This window comes from Aquamicrobium soli (assembly GCF_042646345.1).
In the GTDB taxonomy this organism is placed as follows: domain Bacteria; phylum Pseudomonadota; class Alphaproteobacteria; order Rhizobiales; family Rhizobiaceae; genus Mesorhizobium; species Mesorhizobium soli_A.
This window is the reverse complement of record NZ_JBHRTK010000003.1, coordinates 27,286-50,712: the sequence shown is the minus strand read 5'-3', so window position 1 is coordinate 50,712 and position 23,427 is coordinate 27,286. Positions and strand designations below refer to the sequence as shown.

Annotated in this window: 20 protein-coding genes; 6 read left to right on the top strand and 14 right to left on the bottom strand. The window is 66.4% G+C overall.

Translation table 11 applies throughout. The annotated features are described in order from the left end of the window. Position 1 precedes the first annotated feature (1 nt). The 8 genes from ACFOHJ_RS03305 to rpsU all read right to left on the bottom strand — a co-directional run bounded on the left by ACFOHJ_RS03305 (position 2) and on the right by rpsU (position 9,362). Positions 2-1,087, bottom strand: a complete 1,086-nt coding sequence (locus tag ACFOHJ_RS03305; RefSeq protein ID WP_378218500.1) for an AbrB family transcriptional regulator — start codon at positions 1,085-1,087, stop codon at positions 2-4. A gap of 384 nt (positions 1,088-1,471) precedes the next feature. After that, positions 1,472-1,765: a putative quinol monooxygenase gene (locus ACFOHJ_RS03300; protein WP_378218498.1), complete on the bottom strand. Its 294-nt coding sequence runs from the start codon at positions 1,763-1,765 to the stop codon at positions 1,472-1,474. A gap of 198 nt (positions 1,766-1,963) precedes the next feature. Further along, positions 1,964-2,896 carry a cation diffusion facilitator family transporter gene (locus tag ACFOHJ_RS03295; RefSeq protein ID WP_378218496.1) on the bottom strand — a complete coding sequence of 311 codons (933 nt, stop codon included), beginning with the start codon at positions 2,894-2,896 and terminating at the stop codon, positions 1,964-1,966. A gap of 17 nt (positions 2,897-2,913) precedes the next feature. Then, the gene (locus tag ACFOHJ_RS03290) at positions 2,914-5,103 is read right to left on the bottom strand and encodes an anthranilate synthase (protein ID WP_378218494.1); all 2,190 of its coding nucleotides are present in this window, start codon (positions 5,101-5,103) and stop codon (positions 2,914-2,916) included. Positions 5,104-5,326: 223 nt separating this feature from the next. Further along, complete coding sequence (locus tag ACFOHJ_RS03285) at positions 5,327-6,379, bottom strand: succinylglutamate desuccinylase/aspartoacylase domain-containing protein (RefSeq protein WP_378218493.1); 1,053 nt, start codon at positions 6,377-6,379, stop codon at positions 5,327-5,329. A 95-nt stretch (positions 6,380-6,474) separates the two neighbouring features. After that, complete coding sequence (locus tag ACFOHJ_RS03280; protein WP_378218491.1) at positions 6,475-7,659, bottom strand: MFS transporter; 1,185 nt, start codon at positions 7,657-7,659, stop codon at positions 6,475-6,477. A gap of 152 nt (positions 7,660-7,811) precedes the next feature. Further along, positions 7,812-8,927, bottom strand: coding sequence for a DUF2333 family protein (locus tag ACFOHJ_RS03275; protein ID WP_378218489.1), 1,116 nt, complete (start codon positions 8,925-8,927; stop codon positions 7,812-7,814). 174 nt (positions 8,928-9,101) lie between these two features. Continuing rightward, a complete protein-coding gene (rpsU, locus tag ACFOHJ_RS03270) occupies positions 9,102-9,362 on the bottom strand; it encodes a 30S ribosomal protein S21 (RefSeq protein WP_378218487.1) in 261 nt (86 codons plus the stop codon). Between the two features lie 347 nt (positions 9,363-9,709). On the opposite strand from rpsU, the gene ACFOHJ_RS03265 reads away from it, so the two are divergent. The 3 genes from ACFOHJ_RS03265 to choV all read left to right on the top strand — a co-directional run bounded on the left by ACFOHJ_RS03265 (position 9,710) and on the right by choV (position 12,881). Further along, the gene (locus ACFOHJ_RS03265) at positions 9,710-10,660 is read left to right on the top strand and encodes a choline ABC transporter substrate-binding protein (RefSeq protein ID WP_378218485.1); all 951 of its coding nucleotides are present in this window, start codon (positions 9,710-9,712) and stop codon (positions 10,658-10,660) included. 188 nt (positions 10,661-10,848) lie between these two features. After that, positions 10,849-11,703 carry a choline ABC transporter permease subunit gene (gene choW, locus ACFOHJ_RS03260; protein WP_378218483.1) on the top strand — a complete coding sequence of 285 codons (855 nt, stop codon included), beginning with the start codon at positions 10,849-10,851 and terminating at the stop codon, positions 11,701-11,703. Then, complete coding sequence (choV, locus tag ACFOHJ_RS03255; RefSeq protein WP_378218481.1) at positions 11,700-12,881, top strand: choline ABC transporter ATP-binding protein; 1,182 nt, start codon at positions 11,700-11,702, stop codon at positions 12,879-12,881. The genes choW and choV overlap by 4 nt, the downstream gene beginning before the upstream one ends. 68 nt (positions 12,882-12,949) lie before the next feature. On the opposite strand, the gene ACFOHJ_RS03250 is transcribed toward choV, so the two are convergent. After that, positions 12,950-14,368 (bottom strand): ATP-binding protein, encoded by a 1,419-nt coding sequence (locus ACFOHJ_RS03250; RefSeq protein ID WP_378218479.1) that lies wholly within the window; start codon positions 14,366-14,368, stop codon positions 12,950-12,952. Then, on the bottom strand, positions 14,365-15,069 hold the full coding sequence (locus tag ACFOHJ_RS03245; RefSeq protein WP_378218477.1) for a response regulator: 705 nt from the start codon (positions 15,067-15,069) through the stop codon (positions 14,365-14,367). Before ACFOHJ_RS03245 ends, ACFOHJ_RS03250 begins: the two co-directional genes overlap by 4 nt. A gap of 220 nt (positions 15,070-15,289) precedes the next feature. Between ACFOHJ_RS03245 and ACFOHJ_RS03240 the strand changes: the two genes are divergently transcribed. From ACFOHJ_RS03240 to ACFOHJ_RS03230, 3 genes are all read left to right on the top strand, one after another. Then, on the top strand, positions 15,290-15,604 hold the full coding sequence (locus tag ACFOHJ_RS03240) for a hypothetical protein (protein WP_378218475.1): 315 nt from the start codon (positions 15,290-15,292) through the stop codon (positions 15,602-15,604). 38 nt (positions 15,605-15,642) lie between these two features. Next, positions 15,643-15,876, top strand: coding sequence for a hypothetical protein (locus tag ACFOHJ_RS03235; RefSeq protein ID WP_378218473.1), 234 nt, complete (start codon positions 15,643-15,645; stop codon positions 15,874-15,876). A 98-nt stretch (positions 15,877-15,974) separates the two neighbouring features. After that, entirely contained in the window at positions 15,975-16,232 is a 258-nt protein-coding gene (locus tag ACFOHJ_RS03230; RefSeq protein ID WP_378218472.1) for a hypothetical protein, read from the top strand. Between the two features lie 210 nt (positions 16,233-16,442). On the opposite strand, the gene ACFOHJ_RS03225 is transcribed toward ACFOHJ_RS03230, so the two are convergent. The 4 genes from ACFOHJ_RS03225 to ACFOHJ_RS03210 are packed head-to-tail and all read right to left on the bottom strand — an operon-like array spanning position 16,443 to position 23,296. Then, positions 16,443-18,515: a hypothetical protein gene (locus ACFOHJ_RS03225; protein WP_378218470.1), complete on the bottom strand. Its 2,073-nt coding sequence runs from the start codon at positions 18,513-18,515 to the stop codon at positions 16,443-16,445. A 46-nt stretch (positions 18,516-18,561) separates the two neighbouring features. Further along, the gene (locus tag ACFOHJ_RS03220) at positions 18,562-21,384 is read right to left on the bottom strand and encodes a DUF4159 domain-containing protein (protein WP_378218468.1); all 2,823 of its coding nucleotides are present in this window, start codon (positions 21,382-21,384) and stop codon (positions 18,562-18,564) included. Further along, the gene (locus ACFOHJ_RS03215) at positions 21,381-22,292 is read right to left on the bottom strand and encodes a DUF58 domain-containing protein (protein ID WP_378218466.1); all 912 of its coding nucleotides are present in this window, start codon (positions 22,290-22,292) and stop codon (positions 21,381-21,383) included. Before ACFOHJ_RS03215 ends, ACFOHJ_RS03220 begins: the two co-directional genes overlap by 4 nt. Then, positions 22,292-23,296, bottom strand: coding sequence for an AAA family ATPase (locus ACFOHJ_RS03210; protein ID WP_378218464.1), 1,005 nt, complete (start codon positions 23,294-23,296; stop codon positions 22,292-22,294). Before ACFOHJ_RS03210 ends, ACFOHJ_RS03215 begins: the two co-directional genes overlap by 1 nt. Between the last annotated feature and the right edge of the window lie 131 nt (positions 23,297-23,427).

Here is a 23,427-nt window from a genome sequence, read left to right as displayed (position 1 = left end):
GTCATCGGGCGAGGCGCGCCATAAGCCGCGCCAGGCTCGGGCCGAGCAGGAGCACGATCATGAAGCGCACCGTCTGCAGGGCCATGACGAAGGAGATGTCCACATTGTTGGTCGCGGCCGCGATGATGGCGATGGAATCCATCCCGCCGGGGCTGGTGGCGAGATAGGCGGTCAGCGGGTCGATGCCGACCAAATGGCTGATCAGCCAGCCGAGGCCGCCGCAAAAGGCGATGAGAACGAGGATCGAGGCGACGATCTGCGGCAGCGCGCGGGTGGCGTGCAGCACCGTCTGCCGGGTGAATTTGAGGCCGATGGTCCAGCCGATGACGGCGTAGCTCGCCGCCAGCAGCCATTGCGGCAATTGCAGGTCAAGGCCGAGGCCGAGATGCAGCGCGGTACCGAGAAGCATCGTGCCGAGGAAATAGGGCGACGGCAGTTTCAGGAGCTTGCCGGCGAGGGCCCCGACGACGGCGAGCCCGATCGTGGTGGCGAACGGCAGCGGCTCGATCGGCGGGAACCAGTCGACGGCAGGCGGCGCGACGCCGGAGGTGTCGACCCACAGCCTTGCCACCAGGGCGGCGGCCATCGAGACGAAGATGACGCGCAGATACTGCATGAAGGCGACAAGCCGCTGGTCGGCGCCAAAGGCGCCCGCCATCAGCACCATCGCGGTTGCCGCGCCCGGCGCCGAGCCCCAGACCGCTGTCGTCCCGGGCAGGATGCGCCAATAGCTGATCAGCCAGCCGAGCAGGCTCGAGGCTGCGAGCGTCGCCACCACCACGCCGACGAAAAGCGGCCATTCGGCATAGAAGGCGGCGAAGATGCCGGGGGCGATCGAACTGGCGATCAGGCAACCGATGACGGCCTGTGCCGCCGCGAAGGCGTGAGCCGGCACGCGCACCGTCGCGCTGCCGGTGCCGGCCGCGATGCCGGCCAGCATCGGCCCGATCAGGAGGGCGGCGGGAAGGGCGGCCATCTCCAGCCCACCGGCGAACAGGGCGGAGACGGCGAGGATGGCTGCCCATTGCAGGGGCGGCGAGAGGTCCGCCAGGAGGCCGCTCGCTTGCGGTGGAGAGGATTGATCCATGGCCGGTCCTTAACCCGGCTGGCGCAAAATGCGAATACGCGCCGCATGTAAACTGCCAACAAACTTTCCGGATCGTCCAGGCCAGCAGGGAGGTAAAAAGCAGGGCTATCGCATATGGTGCGGCAGACCCCCACTCCGCCTCGCTTCGCTCGGCACCTCTCCCCCTCAAAAGGGGAGAGGAAGGGTGTTGCGTTTGCGGTCAGTGTTTCCTCTCCCCGTCGATCGGTGGGGGTGAGGAGCGGTCCGTATAGCGGACGAAAAGCCAAATGCTTGGCTTTTCGAGCAACGAACGCCCGCAGCGAAAGCGAAGGGCCGGAGGTGGCTCGGCGAAGCCGAGGCGGAGTGGGGGTCGAGCGTCATAGCAATCGCCCAGGCCAAAAGGCGTTAGGGCAGGCCGATGCCGCCGACGGGCTCGGTCTCGACCTGGAACTCGAAACCGACGATGAGCGGCCTTGCCTTGGTGATGGCGGCCTGGACTTCCGGAAGAGCGAGGGAGGCCTTGTGGCTGGCGGCGTCCGTCCACACTTCCGTTATCCAGAGCGCGGTGGTGTCGACCGGATCGCGTGCGACGATGTAGCTGAGGCAACCTGGCAGCTTGCTGGTGGCCGTGAACACAAGGGCGAGCAGTTCCTCGCGCTTGCCTGGCACCGAGCGCATCTTTCCGATCAGGCCATACATCCTCGTCTCCATTTACCCGTTCGGGGTCTTAGAGCATTTCCGGCAAAAGTGTGAAACGGTTTTGCATGCGGAAATGCGGCCAGGCCAAAGAGGTAGAGCGGTTCCGTCGATTCCGGCGGAAACCGGAACCGCTTTTGGGAACAGCATTGGCGAGATTGGGCGAAACCGGCGGCAGGTCAAGACCTTACCGGCATGGCGTCAGGCGAAGGGAACGGCAGTGGTGCCCTTCGGCAACTTGGCCTCGTCTTCCGGCTCGACGTGGATCGTCACGCGCACCGAAGGAATCTCGGCCTTCAGCGCATCTTCGATGCGGTCGCAGATGACATGGCTTTCGCCGACCGTCATGTCGGCGGCGACGACCATGTGGAACTCGATGAAGGTGGCGCGCCCGGCGATGCGGGTCTTGAGGTCGTGGACCTCCAGCGCGCCCTTGGAATTGGCCGAGATGATGTCGCGGATGTGCATGTGCTCTTCGCTGTCGACGCCGCGATCCATCAGGCCGTTCAGCGATTCGCCGGTGACGTGCCAGCCCTGGTAGAGAATGTTCAGCGCCACGACGAGGGCGAGCAGCGGGTCGAGCACGTGCCAGCCGGTGACGACGGCGGCCACCAGGCCGACGATGACGCCGGCGGAGGTCACCACGTCGGTCATGATGTGCTGGCCGTCCGCCACCAGCGCCGGCGACCGCGCCTTGCGGCCGGAGCGGATCAGGAAGATCGCCCAGGCCATGTTGATGACAGCGGCACCGCCGTTGACGGCAAGGCCCTCCCATGGCTGCTCCATCGCCACCGGATTGCGCAGCGAGTTCCACACCTGGGCGATGATCAGCAGCGCCGCCACCACGATCAGCACGCCCTCGAGCACGGCCGAGAAATATTCCGCCTTGTGGTGGCCGAAGGGATGATCCTGGTCGGCCGGCTTGTGGCTGACGCGGATCGCCCACAGCGCCGCCGCCGCCGTGATCACGTTGACGATCGATTCCAGCGCATCCGAATAGAGCGCGACGGAACCCGTCATCCGCCAGGCCACGAATTTCAGGCTCATCACCGCCAGCGCGACGATGATCGACCAGAAAGCAATGGTGGCAACGCGCTGCTTGGCGGCGTCAGCGGGGGTGGTGGCAACGCTCATTCAAGCCGGGACCTTTGCTAAGCCGCTTTTTCCTTCGCCTTGCGCGGCAGGTGCACGACGACATTCTCGATCATGCGCATGCCGGCATCGTGGCCGAGCGACATGATCGATTCGGGGTGGAACTGAACGGCCGCGACCGGCTCCTTCTTGTGCTCGAAGGCCATGATGGTGCCGTCCTCGCTGGTGGCGGTCACCTCGAAGCCGTCGGGCAGCGTCGCCTTGTCGGCGAACAGCGAGTGATAGCGGCCGACGGTAACGTCCTCCGGCAGGCCGGAGAAGATGATTCCGGGCCGCGAGACATGGATGCGCGAGGCCTTGCCGTGCATGGGTACGTCGAGTTGGCCAAGCGTGCCGCCATAGGCTTCGGCCAGGGCCTGCAGGCCGAGGCAGACGCCGAAGATCGGCAGGTCGCGCGCGCGTGCCTTGCGGATCGTTGCCGTGCAGTCGAAGTCCTTCGGCGTGCCGGGGCCGGGCGACAGTACCACGAGGTCCGGCTTCAGCCGCTCGAACGCCTCTTCCAGCACCGGGCTGCGCAGCGTGGAGACGTTGGCGCCCGTCTGGCGGAAGTAGTTGGCCAGCGTGTGGACGAAACTGTCCTCGTGGTCGACCAGCAGGATGTTGAGGCCTTCGCCGACGCGGGCGGCGCTGCGCTCGGTCGAGACGGTGTTCGCGGTCTTCGCATCGCGGATGGCGGACAGCATGGCGGATGCCTTCAGTTCGGTTTCGGCTTCTTCTTCCTCGGGGACGGAATCGTAAAGTAGCGTGGCGCCGGCGCGCACTTCGGCGATGCCGTCCTTGATGCGGATGGTGCGCAGCGTCAAGCCGGTATTGAGGTCGCCGTTGAAATGCACCATGCCGATGGCGCCGCCGTACCAGGCGCGCGGGCTTTTCTCGTTCTGTTCGATGAAGCGCATGGCCCACAGTTTCGGCGCGCCGGTGACGGTGACGGCCCAAGCATGGGTGAGGAAGGCGTCGAAGGCGTCCATGTTGGGGCGCAGCCGGCCTTCGATATGGTCGACGGTATGGATGAGGCGCGAATACATCTCGATCTGGCGGCGGCCGATGACGCGCACCGAGCCGGGTTCGCACACGCGGCTCTTGTCGTTGCGGTCGACGTCCGAGCACATGGTGAGCTCGCTCTCGTCCTTCTTGGAGTTGAGCAGTTTCAGGATCTGCTCATGGTCGGCGATGGCGTCGTCGCCGCGCTTGATGGTGCCCGAGATCGGGCAGGTCTCGACGCGGCGGCCGTTGACGCGCACGAACATCTCCGGCGACGCGCCGATCAGGTATTCGCCTTCGCCGAGGTTGATGAAGAACGAATAGGGCGAGGGGTTGATGACCTTCAGCTTGCGGGCGATGTCGGAGGGCGCGCTTTCGCAACGTTCGTAGAACATCTGGCCGGGCACGACCTCGAACAGGTCGCCGCGCTTGAAGCTCGCCATGGCCTTGCGCACGACATCGGCATATTCGCCGGGCACGTGGTCGCCGCGCGGCGGGATGCGGTCGGACGGCTTGAAGGGTTCGACATGCGGTTCGCGCCCGAGGCCTTCGGTGGAAAAGCCGTCACCCGAAAAATCGTAGCGGTCGGTCCAGGCCTTGGCCGAATAGTGGTCGACGACGAGGATTTCGTCGGGCAGGAACAGCACCAGGTCGCGCTGGCTTTCGGCGCGCTTCAGCGTGTGCTCTACCGGGTCGAACTGGAACGCGAGGTCGTAGCCGAACGCGCCGTAGAGGCCGAGATTGGCGTCTTCGGGGCTCTTGAACAGGGCGGTGACGGCGCGCAGCACCGTGAAGACGGAAGGCGCGCGGCTGCGCTCCTCTTCGGCAAGGACATGGGTGGGCTTCGCCACGTCGAGGCGGATCAGCCGGCTGGACGTCTCGGTGATCGAGACATCGGCAAGCGGCTCAAGCACCTTGCCGAGCGCCGGCAACAGCTTTTCGCCGCGCGCGTTCAGCGCCTCGATCTTCATGGCGCGGCCATGCGCCGAAATCACCAGCGGCGGGTCGATGATGGCGGTGTCCCAGCGGGTGTAGCGGCCAGGATATTCGTAGTTGGAGGAAAACACTGCGCCGCGCCGGCCGTTCAGCCCGTCGATGTAAGGATCGATCGCGCCCACGTAAGGCCGCTCATGGCGCTGGCGGGTAATCGTTACGCCGCCTTCGGTGACGTATCGCTCCGCCCCGTTTTCCAGAATATGCACCGTCATTGCCGTCTCCGCTCGATTTCTGGGCAACGGACCCGGAGCGCGAAAACAAAATGGCCGCCCGGGCATTCCGCTGCGGCCACTGTCCATTTTTTACGCGCACGCGCTTCAACAGGCCGCTGTCAGCAGGCCCACCACCAGATGCTCTTGGTCGAATGCGTGTTCATGGCCAATCCCATAGCGGCGAACGGGCCGCCGCGCAACTGGATTTACGGGCAGGCGCGGGTCAGACCTCCAGCGTTCCGCTGCGGGCGTCCTGGCTGCGGATCGAGCCGACCAGCTTGACGAGGTCGTCGTAGCGGCGCGTGATGCGGTGCGAGCGGCGGGTAAGGATGTAGCCGGCCTGCGGTGCACGGACTTGCGCGCGGCCGTCCGGCTCGCCGGGCGCGTGCACGATGGTTGCCAGCAGATCGCCTTTCTCCACCCGGTCGCCGGGCTTCACCGCATAGAGGACGGCGCCGGCCTTCGGCGCGGGCATCATATCGATGTTTTCGAGCGGCGCGACGACGCCCTTGAACGGCCCGGGTGCGGCAAGCCTGGAGTCGTCAATCACACCGCGCGCCACCAGCAGGCGGTAAAGGCCTTCGCCGTCGCTTTCGGCCAGCGCGCCGTCGACATCGGCGATCCCGCGATATTCGACCGTGGTGACGGCATGCCGTTCGAGCGCGGCCTTGTCCTTCGACAGGAGCGGTTGCAGCGAGGCTTCCTCGAAGGCGGCGCCGCTGGCGCCTTCCCACAACAGCACCGCGTCCACGCCCATGGCGGCGGCGCAGTCTTCCATGGCCGGCCACAACTGCCGCGGCACGTAAAGATAGGCGACGCTCTCGTCGTCGCAATGCAGGTCGAGCACGATGTCGTGACCGACGGAAAGCCGCAGCAGGCGGGCTTTCAGCCGCTCGTCGACGGTCTTCAGTTGCGTCTCGTCGGGCAGCAGGCTGGTATCCTGCCGCTCGATCAGCGGAAAATCGCGGTTGAAATTGGTGCGGGTGCCGAGGTGGAAACGGCCTTCCTGCTCGGTGAAATGGTATTGGGCGCGGCCGACAGGGTTGGCCCATGGCACCAGCGTGATGTCGCCCCGGATGCGCCCTTCGGCCTCGGCCTTCGCCAGTTTCGGCATCAGCGCGTCGATGGCGACGGTTCCCGGCAACTCGCCGGCGTGGAGGGCGGCTTGCAGATAGGCGGAAGGAGCCGCCTTGTCGGTGCCGGAAAACCGGAACACCGGGAATTCATAGGCGACGCCTTCGCTGTCGCCCTGCAGCCGCTCGATCGTCTTTTCCATCGCCGTGCCTCCTGTCGTCCGGTTAGGCATGCCAATTCAGCCGGCCCATGTCGATAAGGGAGGATTGGTCCAGCCGCAATCGTGCGGGCCGCCGGCTATTCGGCCGGGTAGGGAAGGGGAGCCGCCCGTGCGGACTGGCGGCGATCGAGCGCGTAGGACCACAGCGCCACGGCGAGGCCGATGGCGGTGACCAGCGCGCCGACCAGCGGCAGGTCGGCATAGGAAACGCCGAAGGAAAGGGCCGCTCCGCCGATCCATGCGCCGATGGCGTTGCCCATGTTGAACGCGCCCTGGTTCAGGGTGGCGGCGAGGTTCGGCCCGTCGGCGGCCGTCTCGACCACTCGGATCTGCAAGGGCGGCACGATGACGAAGTCCACCAGGCCCCACAGGAAGACCAGGCCGATGGCAAATGCCGCCACCGATCCGAACTGCGCGAGCGCGCCGAAGACGAGGATCAGCGCCACCAGCGTGCCGATGACGGTCGGCATCAGTTTCCAGTCGGCCAGCCTGCCGCCGATGATGTTGCCGATGGTCATGCCGGCGCCGAACAGCAGCAGGACCCAGGTCACCGCTTCGGTCGACAGGCCGGAAACGCCGGTAAGATAGGGCTTGATGTAGGTGAACATCGCAAACAGTCCGCCCGAGACCATCACCGAGACCAGCATCGCCAGCCACACCTGCAGCTTGCCGAGCACGCGCAACTCGCCGCGCAGCCCGCTGCCGCTCGGCGGAGCCACGTCGGAGGGCACCAGCCAGGCGATGGCCGCGACCGAGGCCAGGCCGAGCACGACGACGGCGAGGAAGGTCGCGCGCCAGCCGAAAGCCTCGCCGAGCGCGGTGCCGCCGGGCACGCCGAGAATGTTGGCGAGCGTCAGGCCCGCGAACAGGAGGGCGACGGCGCTCGCCTGCTTGTTCCTGGGCACCAGGCTGGCGGCGACGACCGAGCCGATGCCGAAAAAGGCGCCGTGGCCGAAGGCGGTGATGACGCGCGCCGCCATCAGCGTCCAGTAGGTGGGGGCGACGGCGCACAGCAGGTTGCCGACCACGAACAGCGAGGCCAGCGCCACCAGCACCGGCTTGCGCCGCATATGGGCGGTGGCGATGGCGATGACCGGCGCGCCGAAGACGACACCGAGCGCATAGCCGGTGACGAGCAGGCCGGCGGAAGGGATCGACACGCCAAGGTCGGCCGCGACCTCGGGCAGCAGGCCCATGATGACGAATTCGGTGGTGCCGATGCAAAAGGACGCAATGGCGAGCGCTAGGATCGGCAGAGGCATGGAAGGCCCAGGATGAAACGATTGAAAGCGAAGAAATGAACCGGCCGGCGCCGGTTTGCAAACGCTATTGCCGCAATGCAGCATTGCGCGCAATGCGCATCGGCCGGCAGGGAGGAGCGGCGCGCCGGCGATGGGCGCGCCGCCGCAGGGTCTTAGCGGTCGAGCACCGAGCGGACCTCGACGATGTTGGTGCGCACCTGCAGCAGGTTGAAGCCCATCGTCGCCAGGTGCGAGGGGAAGAAGGAACTGGATTCGCTGCCGTTGGAGATGATCCAGGGCTGCACGTCCAGCGCCGCGCGCGACTGCTGTTCCAGGCGCGCCCACAGCGTGCCGAGGTTACGTTCGGCGATGACCGTGCCGAAGTCGGAGCGCGCCGCCGTCAGGATGCCGTAATAGGCGTAGAGCTGGCCATAGGCGAACCAGAAGCGGTCGTCGGCCCGGAAATCGAACCAGCCGGCGTCGGAAGCCGCGATGCGGGCGCGCAGGATGTCGGAGGTCGAGCCGATGTCGCCGGCGATACGGTCGAGAAACTGCATCAGGTTGTCGGCGCGCGCGTCGAACGTCACCTGGCACTTCTCCAGGCTGGCATTATAGGCCCTGAGCTTGCGGATAGCCTCGCGGTAGACGCTCGGCGTCGGGCGGGTGGGGCCGCGCCAGCCGATGTACCAGGCGTCCTCGTTCCAGGCGAGCGCGGTGCGTGCGTCCTGGAGGTTCTGGTCGATCTGCGAGGTGCCGCGCACGCGCCCCAGCGTATCGACGAGTTCCGTGGTGGTGCGACGCAGCACCTGGTTGATGCCGAGCTGGAAGGCGGCCTTGTTGTCGAAAAAGGGCGTGCGGCGCCATTCGATGCCGAAGAAGCCGGCCTTCGACAGCACCATCGAGGATATCCAGGCGTTCTGGTTGACGTTGAAGTCGATGAGATCGGCCGAAACGGCAGCGATGGCGGAAGGCTTGCAGGACGTCGGCGTCTGCTGCGTGTCGGTGCCGACCGGGTTGCCAGCCGCCGTCGGCTCCTTCTGGGCCGAAATCGCCGCCGGATAGTCCGGGTTGAAATTGGTCCACCACTGGGTGACGTAGAAGAAATAGGCGTAAAGGCCGACGAGGACCACGACGATCGCGCCGAGAATGCCTTTCAGGATGAAGCCGCGCCCGCTGTACCAGCGGCTGACCCACAGGAAGGGCCACAGCACGATGCCGACGGCAAGGCCTATGCCTCGCCCGACCCATTGGAAAATCCGGGTGACGAAGTTCACGATCGGATCGAGCATGTATGGCGTCCCTCTCAGTCAACAGGCCGTCGAAACGTACGAATGCCGTCCCGGTTGCAGATATGTGGTTGCGAGGATGACTAAGACAAGAAGGAACGCAAGGCGAATGCCGGATTGCCGGCATCGCTACACCCGCCATCGGGCGAGGCCCGTTGGCGGGTCGGACAGTGCCGGCTATGCGGCCGACGGACGCGGGGTGCGCTGCTGCGGCGGCTTCCTGGCCGGACCGGCGATGAGGCCTTCGCGAATGGCGAGCTTGCGCGCCGCCTTGCGGTTGCGGCGGATCGCCTCGGCCTTCTCACGCGCACGCTTTTCGGAGGGCTTTTCGTAAGCGCGCCGGGACCGCATCTCGCGGAACACGCCTTCGCGCTGCATCTTCTTCTTCAGGACCCTGAGGGCCTGTTCGACGTTGTTGTCGCGTACCAGAACTTGCAATGGCTTTCCTTCTTCTCCTGTTGGTGTCGAATCGGGGAAACGCTGTCGCCGCCGGCCAAAAACGGTCACCGGCCCGGCGAATCCCTCACATCATATAGGTGAACGGGGCGCACCCTAACAGGTTTTGAAAAGATTGCACGCGCCGATTGTACCATCGCCCGGACGGGCCGCCGACGAGAAAAGGGCAGGCGCCTCAAAAGCGTCAACCGTGTCGTTTAACGACCAGTGCGCGCCGCCGATTGTGGGGGTGCTGGCGCTTGAAACGGCGCCAAAATGATGTTTGGCTGTAAAAACAAGGCGGATAATGAAATCCGCTTCGTCTCAGGTTTCAAATGGGAGAAGTCGACATGTCGCGCAAGAAATCCATCGTCGCCGGGCTCGGCCTGGCGGCTTTTCTTTCAACGAGCGTGGTAGCTTTCGCGGCGGAGCCGGACAGCTGCAAGGCCGTTCATTTCGCGGATGTGGGCTGGACGGACATCACCTCGACCACGGCGACCGCTTCCGTCATTCTCGAGGCCCTCGGCTATACGCCCGACGTGCAGGTACTGTCGGTGCCGGTCACCTACACCTCGCTCAAGAACAAGGACATCGACGTATTCCTCGGCAACTGGATGCCGACGATGGAAGCCGACATCAAGCCCTATCTCGAGGACAAATCGGTAGAGGATATCGGCATCAACCTCGAGGGCGCCAAGTACACGCTGGCGGTCCCGACCTATACCTATGACGAAGGCCTGAAGAGCTTCCAGGACATCGCCAAGTTCAAGGACAAGCTCGGCAACAAGATCTACGGCATCGAGGCCGGCAATGACGGCAACCGCCTGATCCTCGACATGATCTCCAACAACAAGTTCGAACTCGGCGGCTTCGAGCTGGTCGAGAGCTCGGAAGCGGGCATGCTGGCGGCGGTGCAGAAAGCCGTTCCCTCGAAGACGGACGTCGTTTTCCTCGGCTGGGAGCCGCATCCGATGAATTCCACCATCGACATGAAGTATCTCGAAGGCGGCGATGACGTGTTCGGCCCCAACTACGGCGGCGCCACCGTGCACACCAACGTGCGCGCCGGCTACCTGGGCGAATGCGCCAATGTCGGCGCGTTCCTCAAGAATCTCGTTTTCTCGCTGAAGATGGAAAACGAGATCATGGGCGCGATCCTCAACGACGGCGCCGAGCCTAAGGCGGCGGCCACGGCGTGGCTGAAGGCCAATCCCGACGCGGTCGAACCGTGGCTGAAGGGCGTCACCACCTTCGACGGCGGTGACGCCGCCGCGGCCGTCAAGACGGCGCTTGGCCAATGAGGCCTGCGACGACTGTCGCCTGAACGAAACGGCGGCCAATCCCTGGACGATTGGCTGCCGTATTCTTTGGGGCGCCCGGCACATCGCTGCGCCCCGCCATTTCGATCGAGCACCGGAACCGCCCGAAAAACCCGATACCTTTTTCGGCCCGATACTCTAGAAATTCGACAAGGGGGAGAAGGGAGCCCATGGATCCGGTCACGGCACTGATTGCCAGCTTCAAGATACCAGTCGGCCAATGGGGAAAGGCGTTCTTCACTTTCCTCACCACCAATTTCGAGTGGTTTTTCGATTCCATCGCCAACGGCGCGACCTACGTGCTGCAAGGGCTCATCAACATGCTCGTCTGGCTGCCGCCGGTGCTGGTGGTGCTGGCGATCGCGGGACTGGCCTGGTGGCTGCAACGCTCATGGAAGCTGGCGGTAGGTGTCGCCATCGGGCTTGCCTTCATCATCAACCAGGGCCTGTGGAAGGATACGGTGGAAACGCTGGTGCTGGTCGTGGGCGCCGCCGCCGCCTCCATGGCAATCGGCGTTCCGGTCGGCATCTGGGCGGCGCATAGCGAGCGCGGCTACCGCTACCTCCAGCCGATCCTCGATCTCATGCAGACGATGCCGACCTTCGTCTACCTGATCCCGGTGCTGATCCTCTTCGGCCTCGGCATCGCGCCCGGCCTCATCGTCACCATCGTGTTCGCCTGCCCGGCGCCGATCCGGCTCACCTATCTCGGCATCACCTCGGTGCCGAAGCCGATGCTCGAGGCCGGCGAGGCGTTCGGCGCCACCAAGCGCCAGCTTCTGTGGAAGGTGGAACTGCCGGCGGCGCTGCCCACCATCATGGCGGGCCTTACCCAGTGCATCATGCTGTCGCTGTCCATGGTCGTCATCGCCGCGCTGATCGGCGCCAATGGCCTCGGCAAGCCGGTGGTGCGGGCGCTGAACTCGGTCAACATCCCGCTCGGGCTGGAAGCCGGCCTCGCCATCGTCATCCTCGCCATCATCCTCGACCGCATGAGCCGCGTTTCCACGGGAGGCCCGCAATGAACGTCGCCGTCGATTTCCAGAACGTCGATATCGTCTTCGGCGAGGACAAGCCGCGGGCGCTGGCGATGATCGACACCGGCGCGACGCGGCAGGAGATCCTGGCGCAGACCGGGGCCGTGCTCGGCTGCGCCAATTGCAGCCTGACCATCCGCGAAGGCGAGATTTCGGTGCTGATGGGCCTTTCCGGCTCCGGCAAGTCGACGCTGCTGCGTGCCGTCAACCTGCTCAACGTGCCGGCGCGCGGCCATGTCTTCGTCAAGCAGGGCGACAAGGCCGTCGACGTCGTCAGTTGCAGCCCCGCGACGCTGCGCGCCATCCGGCAAAAGCAGGTCGCCATGGTGTTCCAGCAGTTCGCGCTGCTGCCCTGGCGCACGGTGGAGCAGAATGTCGGCTTCGGGCTCGAGCTTGCCGGCGTGCCGGAAGCCGAACGCAAGGAACGGGTGGCCAAGCAGTTGAAGCTGGTCGGGCTCGAACAGTGGTCGAAGAAATACGCTCACGAACTGTCCGGCGGCATGCAGCAGCGCGTCGGGCTGGCGCGGGCGTTCGCCACCGACGCGCCGATCCTCCTGATGGACGAGCCGTTCTCCGCGCTCGACCCGCTGATCCGCAGCAAGCTGCAGGACGAATTGCTGCAATTGCAGGCCGAACTGAAGAAGACCATCATCTTCGTGTCGCACGACCTCGAAGAGGCGCTGAAGATCGGCAGCCACATCTCCATCATGGAGGGCGGCCGCATCGTCCAGACCGGCGCGCCCGAGGAGATCGTGCTCAGCCCGGCCAACGACTATGTGCGCGAGTTCATCGCCAACGTGAACCCGCTGTCGGTGCTGACGGCGTGGAACGTGATGCGCACCAAGAACGAGCTGGAAAAGGACAAGGGCGGCTGGGTATGGCTCGACCGCCGCGCCACCACGCGCTTCAAGCTCGACAGGAACAGCCTGGTCACGGCGGCGGAGCGCAACGGAAAGCCGGCGATATGGGTGTCCTGTGCCGATGTCGAAGCCCAGCCGGAGGAGGCGAGCCAGGTGTTCTGGGCCACGCCCGGCACGCCGCTGAAGACGGTGATGCTGGCCATGCACCGCTCGCAGACGGCGCCGGTGGCGTTGTTCGACGAGCAGTCGCGCTTCGTCGGCTCGATCGGCATTCGCGACGTGCTGTCGGCGGTGCTGCGGCGATAGGGCAAGCTGCCAGAGTGAGTCAGGAAAAGGGCGCAACCGCCTGATATGGAATCGGCTTTGCCGGCGGCTCAGCCGCTGGACGCAACGCCGGGCAGCCTGAGTTCGGCGCACAGCCCGCCCAGCGGGTGGTTGCTCAGGCGGACGTCGCCGCCCATGCTGCGGGCGATGTTGCGCGCGATCGTCAAGCCGAGGCCGGAGCCGCCGGTCTCGCGGCTGCGCGAGCCCTCCATGCGCACGAACGGCCGGAAGACGTGCTCGAACTGCTCGGGCGGCAGGCCCGGCCCTTCGTCGCGTATGGTCAGGACGATATCCGACTCGTCGCGGCGGAGGTCGAGGTGCACGCGCTTGCCGTAGATGACCGCATTGTTGACGAGGTTGGTGATGCAGCGGCGCAGCGCGATCGGGCGCGCCTCGCAGACCATGCCGCGCATCGACGCCGAAGCGCGCTCGAACGAAACCGTCTCGTAGCTGTCGGCGATGGCGGAAGCGAGCGACCCCAGGTCGATGCGCTCGGACTTTTCCTCGGCGATCTCGAAGGTGGCGAAGTCGATCACGGAACGGGCGATCTGGTCGATGTCGGCTAGGTCGTGGGTGAGGGCGGCACGCTGCTTCGAGGGGCCGAGCAGTTCGAGGCGCAGGCGCATGCGGGTGAGCGGCGTGCGCAGATCGTGGGCGAGAGCGGCGGCGAGCTGCTCGCGGTCCTCGACATAGTCGCGCAGCCGCGCCTGCATGGCGTTCAGCGCCCGGGCGGCGGAGCGGTATTCGCGGCTGCCGGTTTCGTCCAGCGGCGGGCTCCTGAGGTCGGCCGAGATGCGGTCGACGGCGCGCTCCAGCGCGCGGTAGGGTGCGGTCAGCCGCCGCAGCGACCAGATCGACATGATGATGACGAGCCCGGCGACGATGGCCGACAGCGGCGTGCTGTCGAGGCTCAGGATCGGCGGCACCGGCGTCATCGGCGTGGTAAAGTTCAACCACTGGCCGTCGGCGAATTCGATCGAGGCGGTCAGCCGCTTGCTGGCGGCGAAGTTGGTCGCCAGAGCCGAAAGGTTGCGCTCGACCTGGCCGAGTTCGGTATCGCCCTCCGGGTCGCCCGGCTTTTTTGCCGGCCGCTCGGCCGCGTCGCGGCGCACGCGCGCGTCGATGACGCCGAATTTCGACAGGCGCCCGACCAGGATGTCCTCCAGTTCGGCCAGCGCGTCGTCGGTGGCGATCGAGGAGGCCACGGCCGGCTCGTCCGACACGGTCAGCGCATTGCCCTTGTTGGAAAGGCCGGCCGCCAGTTGCATGCGTTCCTCGCGCGAGGCGTTGTGCATCAGCTGCACGAAGGAAAAGGCGCGCTCGTTGAGCCGGTAGAGCTCGACCACGTCGTTGTCGGCGGCACGGTCGCGCTGCACCAGGTAGAAGGTCGTGACCTGGCTGACCAGAAGCCCGGTGATGACGACGAGCAGCACCCATGCGGGAAGGGTCTGCGGCAGGAAGCGCCTCATTCGGCCACCGTCTCCGGCATGAACTGGTAGCCGCCGCTGCGCACCGTCAGGATCAGCTTCGGCCGGCGCGGATCATCCTCCATCTTGCGCCGGAGCCGGCTGACGAGGATGTCGACCGAGCGGTCGTAGCTGTCGCCGCCGGAAAGCTCGACCAATTGTTCCCGCGAAAGCACGCGCTGGGCGCTTTGCGCCAGGGTCTGGAGAAGGTTGAACTCGGCCGCGGTCAGCTCGACGCGCACGTCGGCGGGGGAGGTCAGCCGGCGGCGCGCGCAATCCAGGGTCCAGCCGGCGAAGCGATAGACCTGCGGCTGCGGGTCCCGGCGCGCCTGCGGGCTGTTGCGCCGCAGGACGGCTCGGATGCGGGCCAGCAGCTCGCGCGGGTCGAACGGCTTCGGCACATAATCGTCGGCACCCATTTCCAGCCCGACGACGCGGTCCGTCGTTTCGTTGACGGCGGTCAGCATGATGATCGGCGTCGGGTAGCGGGCGCGCAGCTCGCGGCACAGTTCGAGCCCGCTTTTGCCGGGCAGCATGACGTCGAGCACGATGAGGTCGACCTGCGCGCGGCGCAGCACGGCCTCCATCTCGTTGCCTTCGGCGGCGACAGAAGCGCGCAGCCCGCGCTTCTGGAAGAATTCCTGCAAGAGGTCGCGGATTCCCTTGTCGTCGTCGACGATGAGTATGTGTGGATCGGATTTCAAGGGAGCCCTGCCGTTGATCTCTCTGCCCTGATTCATAGGGCGGTAATGACGGCAAATCCATGCCTTCGCACCGGAAAGCCCGGGCGGCGGGCCGCCAGAAACAATCCAGAAACAAAATTCAACATTGGGGAAAAACTGGCGAAAAAAACGTCGGGCATAAAGGCACCCGTGGCGGCCAGACGATCGGTTGCCAAGCGCTCCGAAGGTTCAGGACCGAGCCATGCAGAGACGTTCGATCAGGTTGGTGGGCATTGTTCTGCCCCTGGTGCTTATCACGGCAACCGCCGCGCGTTCGAATGTCAGTGCGACCGCTCACCAGGCCCCGATCACCCGGAGCGAACGTTGCAGCCGGCTCAGTCGACAGGTCGACGAAGCCATCGAGAAACATGCCAAGGCGATGCAGGTCACCGAGGCAAAGGCACTGCAAAGGAAGGCGAACCGGTTCTGCGCCGCAAAGAAACAGGCACAGGGCATACGGCTACTCGCAAACGCCTTGAAAGTGCTGGGGGTGGCGCCGGTCGATCCCAACCAGTGACCCTCCGAACCCCACCTGCGAACGAAAGGACGTCTACCATGAACAAAGCTCTCCTCTCCGCCCTCGGCCTCGCCGTCGCCGTCGCTTTCTCGGTTCCGGCCGTCAGCGCCGCCAATGCCGCGGCCGCGACCGCCGCCACCACCACGACCACGTCGACGACGACCCCGATCGTGAAGAAGCCGGTGCACAAGGTCGCGCACAAGAAGGTGATCAAGAAGAAAGTTCACAAGAAGGTCGCTCCGAAGAAGACCGACGCCAGCAAGACGATGTGACCGTGCCTGCGGGGTCGCTGCCTCCGGTGGCCTCGCAGCCGCTCCTTCCCTTTCCCTTACCAGGCCCGTGAGGGCTCTCTGATTTCGAGGAACCGATCATGAAGAAGTTTTTCGTGCCGCTGCTGGCCCTCGCCGCCGCTTCTGCCATGTCGCCGATCGCCGGCGTCGCCAGCGCCAATGCCGCGCCGGTCAAGCACATGACCTATCATCACGTCGTCTATCACCCCAAGCAGAAGACAGTTTGCAAGGTCGTAAACCACAAGAGGGTGTGCCGGGTCGTCCACCACAAGTCCGTCCACAAGGTGGGACATCATACGCCGGCGCAGCCCAAGGCGGACACCGCCACGAAATACTGAGCGCCCGCTCCCTTTCGGGTGCCAGTGAAGACGAAGGCCGGTCCGTTCGCGGGCCGGCCTTCTTGTGTGAGTAGGGAGTAGGGGAATAGGGGAATAGGGGAATAGGGGAGTAATATCGGCGGCCGCGGCTTTGGCGCTTGCATAGTCGACGGGTGAGTCGCTTGTTTCCCCTACTCCCCTACTCCCCTACTCCCCTACTCCCCTACTCCCCTACCTTCCTTCCCGATACCACATCGTGCCCAGCGCCAGCAGGAGAAGGCCGAGGCCAAGGAAACCGCCGAAAAGCGGCACGCGGCTGACGGCCTTGAGCACGCTGTCGTCGGTGGTCCTGAGGCCGATCCAGCCGTCGCCGGAAGCTTCGCCGGAGGTGCGCACGGGCACGATCGAGGGCAGGGCGATGGTGTCGTCCGGCGCGGATGCCAGCCGGCGCACGCTGCCGCCGGTCGCGTCGGCCGCCGGCTTCAGCTTATCTTGCGTCGAGACGACGTCGGTGAACTCCGGCGCATTGACCGGCCCGACATGGGCCAGCGCGGTGAGGTTGCCGTTGCCGACCTGGTAGAGGCCGATTTCCTTGACTTCGGCGCTGCCGGTGAAGACGCCTGGTTCGGACTTCTTCAAGGGGATGTTCATCGCCTTTCCCGAAGGGGTGATGGCGCGCGCCGGGCCGGGATCGTCGCTCATGGTCTGGCGGCGCACCTCCAGCACCATGCCGCGGCCGTCGGCCGTCAGGCGTTCTTCCTCCAATTCCGGCTCCTTCATCAGCCAGTGGGCGATGCGGCGGTAAAGCTGGACATGCGGGCCGCCGCCCTCGTAGCCGCGCGCCCACAGCCAGCCCTGGTCGGACAGCAGCATGCCGACGCGGCCTTCGCCCTTGCGGTCGAGCACCAGCAGCGGGCGATCGTCGGCCCCCTTCATCACCACCTCGCCCTCGGGCTGGTCGACGCCGATGGTGCGGAACCAGCGGCTCCAGTGCGGCGGCTCGCTCGTCGAGCCGTCGAGGCCGCGCGTGACCGGATGGCGCTGGCCGAGATCGGTCAGGCGCGGATAGAAGGCCTTGTCGATCACCTCGCCGGTCGGCATGGCCGGCAGCGCCGCCATCAGCGGCGTGCGCGCGATGGTCTGGTCGCCGGCATATTCCGGCCCGGCCGCGATCAGGAGGGCGCCGCCCTTTTCGACATATTCGGCGATGTAGTCGTAGTAGAGGATCGGCAGCACGTCGCGGTGCTGGTAGCGATCGAAGATGATGAGGTCGAACTGGTCGATCTTTTCCACGAACAGTTCGCGTGTCGGGAAGGCGATCAGCGACAGCTCGTTGATCGGCGTGCCGTCCTGCTTTTCCGGCGGCCGCAGGATGGTGAAGTGGACGAGGTCGACCGAGGCGTCGGACTTCAGCAGGTTGCGCCAGGTGCGCTCGCCCGCATGCGGCTCGCCCGATACCAGGAGAACGCGTAGGTTCTCGCGGATGCCGTCCACCAGCGCGATGGTGTGGTTGTTGATGTCGGTCAGTTCGCCGTCCTCCTTCGGGATGGCAAGCTCGACGATGTTCTTCCCGGCATTGGGGATGGTGACCTGCAACGGCATTTCCTGGCCGATCCGCGCCTGCTCGACGGCGACCTGCTCGCCATTGACGGAAACGCGGACCTCGACCGGGCCGGTCCGGTTTCCGGTGGCGATGACGCGGTAGCTCATCTCCAGCGGCTTGCCGACGAGGCCGAAGCGCGGCGCGCGCTCGAAGCGGATGCGGCGGTCCTTTTCGTTCTCATGCCCGGTGATCAGCGCATGCAGCGGCGCGGCGGTTTCCGGCGCGCCCTTCGGCGCATCATGCACCTCGCCGTCGGTGATCATGATCGAGCCGCCGATGCGCGAGGGGGGCACGTCGCGGAAGGCCGTGTTCAGCGCGGAGAACAGCCGGGTTTCGGTACGGCCCTCGATCGCGCCGGCCTGTCCGGCCTCGATCACGCGCACGTCGAACTGCTTGAGGCGCGAGAGCCTTTCCTTGACACCGGCAAGGGCTGCGTCGGTTTGCCCGTTGCGGTCGCCGAGGTCCTGGCTCTGGCTGCGGTCGACCACCACGGCGACGACGCTTTTCAACGGCTCGCGGTCCTCGTCGAGGAAGACCGGGTTGAGGAGGGCGGCCGCCAGCGCCACCAGCGCCAGCGCGCGCAGCCACGCGCCGCGGCGGGCAAACCACAACCCGGCCAGCACGAGGATGGCGAGCGGCACCAGCATCGCCACCAGCAGCGGCAACGAAAACAGCGGCTCGAAGGACAGCGACCAATTCATGGCACGCGCCCTTCATCCGCATCGCAGGCAGGGCGGAAACGCTGCATCATTGCCCCAGCCTTTCCAGTAGAATCGGCACGTGCACCTGGTCGGATTTGTAGTTGCCGGTCAGCATGTACATCATGATGTTGACGCCGGCGCGCAGGGCATAGAGGCGCTGCTCGGGGTCGGGCGGCACGGTCGGCAGCAGCGGCGCGCCGCTGGCGTCGATGGCCCAGGCTCCGGCGAAATCGTTGGCGGTGATCATGATCGGCGTCACGCCGTCGCTGGTGCGGACCGGACGGTTGTCGGCGTTGTCCGGGTCGAGCGAGGCCTCGACCCAGAGCGGGCTGCCGCTGAAGCGGCCGGGGAATTCGGGCAGGATGTAGAACGACTTGGTCAGTACGTGATCGGCCGGCACCGGCTCCAGCGGCGGCACGTTCATGTTGCCCAGGATGTCGCGCAGGCGCTGGGTGGCGGGGCTGGCGGAGTCTGCGCCGATGCCGGTCGAGAACTGGTCGCGCGTGTCGAACAGCACCGTGCCGCCCTGGTTCATATAGGCGTCGATGCGCCCGATCGCGGCCGCGCTCGGCATCGGCGCCGAGGCGTCGATCGGCCAGTAGATCAGCGGATAGAAGGAGAGCTCGTCCTTGGCGATGTCGACGCCGGCCGGCTCGCCCGGCTCCAGCGCGGTCTTCTCGACGAGGAAGCGGTTCAAGCCCTCGATGCCGGCGCGGCTGACGGCGTCGACATTCGGCTCGCCGGTCAGCACATAGGCGATGCGGGTCTTGGCGACGGCCTCGATGGCGGCGGCGTCGCCGGGCTTCGAATCGTCGGCGCGGGCAGGGTCGGCATGGAGCGACAGGGCGGCAACGGCGATCAGGATCGCGGCCGTGGTCGCGGTTGCCGCTCCCCGGCAGCGGCTTCCCCCGCGCGAGAACAGGCCGCCCATCCAGAACACCGCCAGCGTGTCGAGCAGCATCAAGGCCAGTGCCGCCGCGATCATCGACCCTTTCAGGTGCAGCGATTCATCGAAGGCGTAGCGCATGGTGGTGACCGGCACGTCCATTTGCGGGCGGGCGAGCGGCGTCAGTACGGCGTCGGCAGCCAGCAGGTTGTGGGCGACGACGCCGGCTTCGGAGCCGTAGAGACCGGGCGGGTTTTCCAGCGTGACGGCCTTGGCGTTCGCCGGCAACGGCCGCGCGTCCGCAGGCGGCGGCACCAGCATGCCGTCGGCGCCGATCATGCGATAGGGCGCGAGGGCCGCGGCAGATGCCTCCGTGCCGGCCGCGGCGCTGCCCTGGTTGCGCGACAACTGCACCAGCCGGCGCAGCATTTCCACGAAGCTGCCGGAAATCGGCAGGTTCGACCACGTCGCCTCCGGCGTGGTGTGGAACAGGACAAGCGTTCCCTTGCCCTTCTTCAGGCCGGTCACCAGCGGCGTGCCATCGGCAAGGCTTGCCCAGGTGCGGTCGGCGATGTTCGGGCCGGGCTCGGCGAGCACCTGCCGGCTCACGGTCACCTCGACGGGGGCGGGCAGGTCGGCGAACGGGCTGCCCGCCGGGAATTCGGCGACCGGCTGCGGCGTCGTCCAGGACAGCGAGCCGCCCAGCGAGCGCTCGCCGGTGCGCAGATGCACCGGCAAGAGGTCGTCGTCGTTGCCGGCGGCGGCGAGGCGCGAGCCGGCGAAGCGCACCAGCGTGCCGCCATTGTCGACCCAGTCGACCAGCCTTTGCCGGACCTGCGCCGGAATGGTGCCGACATCGGCCATGACGATCATCGCCGGCTTGCGATCCAGCAATTGCGGGATGGCCTCGGCGAGGTCGGCGCTGTTCGGCTCGACCAGGTCGGCAAAGGGCGAGAGCGCGCGGCGGATATAGTAGAGCGGCGACAATAGCGGCTGCGCCTGGTCGGCGTCGGATTGCGACAGGAGCCCGACACGCCGGCGCTTTGAACTGTTGTCGAGCACGCGCATCGCGCCGGCATGGCGCTCGCCGTCGAGCGCGATCGACGAGAAGTCGTTGCGCAGTTCGAACGGCACTGCGATGCGGCCGGTGCCCCTGGTTTCGCCGGGGCCGAAGCGCAGCGTGGCGTCGGCGATGCGGCGTCCCTTGTCGTCGAAGGCGCCGGCGGTGATTTGGCGGGGCGCCAGGTCGCCCGCAGCGCGGACGGCGGTCAGGGTGAAGTTGTCCACCTCGTTTTTCGCGCTGGAGAGGCCGATGGCGGCGAGCCGGTCCGGCTCGACCCACACGACATTGGCCGCCTGTCCCGAAAGCAGGGTTTTGAACGCGGCCTCGTCGCCGGGCGCGGCAAGGCCGTCGGCCAGGATGGCGATGCTGGCGCCGGGCAGCGAGGCGAGCGCCTGTGCGACGCGGGCATAAACGGCGGGGCGGTCGGTCGGGATCGGGCGTGGCCTGGCGGCGCGCAACCGGCTGAGCGCACCGGAGAGATCGAACGGGCCGATCTCGGCGTTCGACTTCTCGGCGGTGAAGGCGACGATCACCAGCTCCCCCTTGTTGCCGGCGTCCGCAATCAGCCGCTCGGCGGTGGCGACGAGCTTGTCCCAGTCGGGCGCCGCCGCCCAGCCATTGTCGATGACCAGCGCGAGGGTGCTGCCTTGCGCGGGCAGCGGTTCGCGCGGGTTGAAAACCGGTTCGGCAAGGGCGGCGATGACCAGCGCCGCCATCAGCAGGCGCAGCAGCGTCAGCCACCAGGGGCTGTTCTGCGGGGTTTCCTCCCGCTGTAGCACGCGGGCCAGGATCTTCAGCGGCGGAAAAACCTCCGCCTGCGGCTTCGGCGGCGTCAGCTTCAGGAGCCACCAGATGACAGGCAGCGCCAAGAGCCCCCACAGCATCATGGGCGCACCGAAGGAGAGCGGCAGCCAACTCATCCGCGCGCACTCCTCTCAAAGCCGTCGTCGCTCATGGCCAGGTGGACGCGCGCCAATGCTTCGGCGGCAGGGCGGTCGGTGTGGTTGGTCGTAAAACTCCAGCCGAGCCGGCGGCACCAGCGTGCCAGTTCCTCGCGGCGGGCGGCGTAAAGGTGGCGATAGGCCTCGCCGAGGATTTCGGCACGGCCGGCGGTGAGCTTCTCGCCGGTCTCCGGGTCGGTGAACTCGGTGCGACCGGCATAGGGAAAGGCTTCCTCGGCCGGGTCCGCCACCTCGATCAGGTGTGCGCGCACGCCGCGCCGGGCGAGGCCGTCCAGCCATTCCTGCGTTTCCTCGACCGGATCGAGGAAATCGCCGACCAGCACGACCTCGGAAAAGCGGCGGACGGCGGCGAGGTCGGGCTTTGCAGGCAACTCGCCGGCATGGGCGAGGTGAGCGGCGACGCGCTCGGCGCCGTTTCGGGCGGTGAACGGGTCGGTCAATCCCGGCCAGCCGATGCGTTCGCCGCCGCGCGACAGGAGTTCGGCCATGGCGAGCGCCAGCACCAGCGCGCGCGACTGTTTCGAGACGGGGGCGGCCGCCGACTTGTAGAGCATCGAGGGCGAAGGATCGGCCCACAGCCAGACGGTGTGGGCGGCCTCCCATTCGCGGTCGCGCACGTAAAGATGGTCGTCGCGGGCGGAGCGGCGCCAGTCGATGCGGGCGCTGTCGCCTTCGACGTAAGGGCGGAACTGCCAGAAGTTCTCGCCGATGCCGCGCTTCTTGCGGCCGTGCCAGCCGGAGATCACCGTGTTGACCAGGCGATGGGCCTCGACCAGCAGGTCGGGCATCAGCGAAGCACGCGACCGGGCGCGGGCGAGCGCGTCGTGCGCTTTCGCCGGTACCTGGGCTTCGCCAATCCTTGCCATCAAATCTCTTTCACGAGTTTCGCCACGACGTCGCGCACGCTGGTGCCTTCGGCCCTTGCCGCGAAGGTCAGCGCCATGCGGTGCTGGAGCACCGGCTCGGCCAGCGCACGCACGTCGTCGGTGGAGGGGGCCAGACGCCCGTCGTAAAGCGCGCGGGCGCGGGTGCACAGCATCAGGGCCTGGCTGGCGCGAGGGCCGGGGCCCCAGGCGACCAGCTTGTCGGTTTCGGCGTTGCCCTGGCCGGGGCGCGCCGAGCGCACCAGCTTGAGGATCGCCTCGACGACGCTTTCGGGCACCGGCATGCGGCGAATGAGCGTCTGGATCTGCTTCAGGCGCTCGGAGCCGATGACGTTTTCGGCCTTCGCGTCCTCGATGCCGGTGGTCTCGATCAGGATGCGCCGCTCGGCCTCGAGTTCGGGGTACAGGATGTCGATCTGCATCAGGAAGCGATCGAGCTGCGCTTCCGGCAGCGGGTAGGTGCCCTCCTGCTCCAGCGGGTTCTGCGTCGCCAGCACGTGGAAGGGTGCGGGCAGGTCGTAGCGCTGGCCGGCGACGGTGACGTGATATTCCTGCATTGCCTGCAACAGCGCCGACTGCGTGCGCGGCGAGGCGCGGTTGATCTCGTCGGCCATCAGCAGTTGCGCGAAGATCGGCCCGGCGATGAAGCGGAAGGAGCGGCGGCCGCCGTCGTCCTGCTCCATGACCTCGGAGCCGAGGATGTCGGAAGGCATCAGATCGGGCGTGAACTGGATGCGGCTGGTGTCGAGGCCGAGAACGATGCCCAGCGTTTCCACCAGCTTGGTCTTGGCAAGGCCGGGAACGCCCACCAGCAGCGCGTGGCCGCCGGCCAGAAGGGCCACCAGCGCGCGCTCGACCACGCTTTCCTGGCCGAAGATGATGCGGCCGACGCCTTCGCGCACGCGGGAAATGTCGGCGAGGGCCTTCTCGGCCTCCGCGATCATCTCCTGTTCACTGACAGGACTTTCCTTGACCATCACGCTCATGCGGCATCGATCCTTGTAGCTGGAAATATCGAGCCGCGCGACAATTGCCGCGATTCGGGCTCGCGTTGCGCCTCGGGTGAACTTAAATCACAGACTTGGGCTGACAAGCGCAACAACAGTGACTATTTCGT

What these genes read in the sequence shown, in the direction of transcription:
- ACFOHJ_RS03305 (WP_378218500.1), bottom strand. Translation starts at nt 1,087, where the DNA reads ATGGATCAATCCTCTCCACCGCAAGCGAGCGGCCTCCTGGCGGACCTC.
- ACFOHJ_RS03300 (WP_378218498.1), bottom strand. Translation starts at nt 1,765, where the DNA reads ATGTATGGCCTGATCGGAAAGATGCGCTCGGTGCCAGGCAAGCGCGAG.
- ACFOHJ_RS03295 (WP_378218496.1), bottom strand. Translation starts at nt 2,896, where the DNA reads ATGAGCGTTGCCACCACCCCCGCTGACGCCGCCAAGCAGCGCGTTGCC.
- ACFOHJ_RS03290 (WP_378218494.1), bottom strand. Translation starts at nt 5,103, where the DNA reads ATGACGGTGCATATTCTGGAAAACGGGGCGGAGCGATACGTCACCGAA.
- ACFOHJ_RS03285 (WP_378218493.1), bottom strand. Translation starts at nt 6,379, where the DNA reads ATGGAAAAGACGATCGAGCGGCTGCAGGGCGACAGCGAAGGCGTCGCC.
- ACFOHJ_RS03280 (WP_378218491.1), bottom strand. Translation starts at nt 7,659, where the DNA reads ATGCCTCTGCCGATCCTAGCGCTCGCCATTGCGTCCTTTTGCATCGGC.
- ACFOHJ_RS03275 (WP_378218489.1), bottom strand. Translation starts at nt 8,927, where the DNA reads ATGCTCGATCCGATCGTGAACTTCGTCACCCGGATTTTCCAATGGGTC.
- ACFOHJ_RS03265 (WP_378218485.1), top strand. Translation starts at nt 9,710, where the DNA reads ATGTCGCGCAAGAAATCCATCGTCGCCGGGCTCGGCCTGGCGGCTTTT.
- choW (WP_378218483.1), top strand. Translation starts at nt 10,849, where the DNA reads ATGGATCCGGTCACGGCACTGATTGCCAGCTTCAAGATACCAGTCGGC.
- choV (WP_378218481.1), top strand. Translation starts at nt 11,700, where the DNA reads ATGAACGTCGCCGTCGATTTCCAGAACGTCGATATCGTCTTCGGCGAG.
- ACFOHJ_RS03250 (WP_378218479.1), bottom strand. Translation starts at nt 14,368, where the DNA reads ATGAGGCGCTTCCTGCCGCAGACCCTTCCCGCATGGGTGCTGCTCGTC.
- ACFOHJ_RS03240 (WP_378218475.1), top strand. Translation starts at nt 15,290, where the DNA reads ATGCAGAGACGTTCGATCAGGTTGGTGGGCATTGTTCTGCCCCTGGTG.
- ACFOHJ_RS03235 (WP_378218473.1), top strand. Translation starts at nt 15,643, where the DNA reads ATGAACAAAGCTCTCCTCTCCGCCCTCGGCCTCGCCGTCGCCGTCGCT.
- ACFOHJ_RS03230 (WP_378218472.1), top strand. Translation starts at nt 15,975, where the DNA reads ATGAAGAAGTTTTTCGTGCCGCTGCTGGCCCTCGCCGCCGCTTCTGCC.
- ACFOHJ_RS03225 (WP_378218470.1), bottom strand. Translation starts at nt 18,515, where the DNA reads ATGAATTGGTCGCTGTCCTTCGAGCCGCTGTTTTCGTTGCCGCTGCTG.
- ACFOHJ_RS03220 (WP_378218468.1), bottom strand. Translation starts at nt 21,384, where the DNA reads ATGAGTTGGCTGCCGCTCTCCTTCGGTGCGCCCATGATGCTGTGGGGG.
- ACFOHJ_RS03215 (WP_378218466.1), bottom strand. Translation starts at nt 22,292, where the DNA reads ATGGCAAGGATTGGCGAAGCCCAGGTACCGGCGAAAGCGCACGACGCG.
- ACFOHJ_RS03210 (WP_378218464.1), bottom strand. Translation starts at nt 23,296, where the DNA reads ATGAGCGTGATGGTCAAGGAAAGTCCTGTCAGTGAACAGGAGATGATC.